1 protein-coding gene is annotated in these 545 nt (G+C 47.0%); it reads left to right on the plus strand.

Annotated features, from left to right (window positions below; all coding sequences use genetic code 11):
• Positions 1-7: 7 nt before the first annotated feature.
• On the plus strand, positions 8-545 hold a 538-nt coding region (locus tag R7E38_RS23275; protein ID WP_318082209.1), incomplete at its 3' end, for an oligopeptide:H+ symporter.

The following is a 545-nucleotide window of genomic DNA, read 5'->3' on the forward strand; positions in this document are numbered from 1 at the left end:
AGAGCTTATGTCAAACCAACATCAATATTTCGGTCACCCTCGTGGCTTGTTCTTATTGTTCGGCACTGAACTCTGGGAACGCTTTTCCTACTACGCAATGCGTGCCATTCTAGTACTCTACTTAACTGATACCACAATGAATGGTGGTTTGGGCTGGTCAACGAAAGACGCGCTCGACCTTTATGGCATTTACACCGGCCTTGTTTACATTACCCCATTGATTGGTGGTTACCTTGCCGATAACTACCTTGGCCAACGCCGCTCAATTTTGCTTGGTGGTGCATTAATGGCTATCGGCCAGTTCACACTGGCACTTCCGGCTGACGCACTAGGCTTCGGAGCACTTCACACTTTCTATTTAGGTCTTGCTCTGCTTATTTGTGGTAACGGTCTATTCAAGCCAAATATCTCTACCATGGTTGGCGACCTATACAATGAAGGTGATAATCGTCGTGATGGCGCTTTCACTATCTTCTACATGGGTATCAACCTTGGTGCTCTGCTAGCCGGCGTGGTTTCTGGATCTGTAACGAACTCATTTGGTT

Origin of the sequence: Vibrio sp. Vb2131, assembly GCF_033338535.1 — a bacterium.
Taxonomy (GTDB): domain Bacteria; phylum Pseudomonadota; class Gammaproteobacteria; order Enterobacterales; family Vibrionaceae; genus Vibrio; species Vibrio alginolyticus.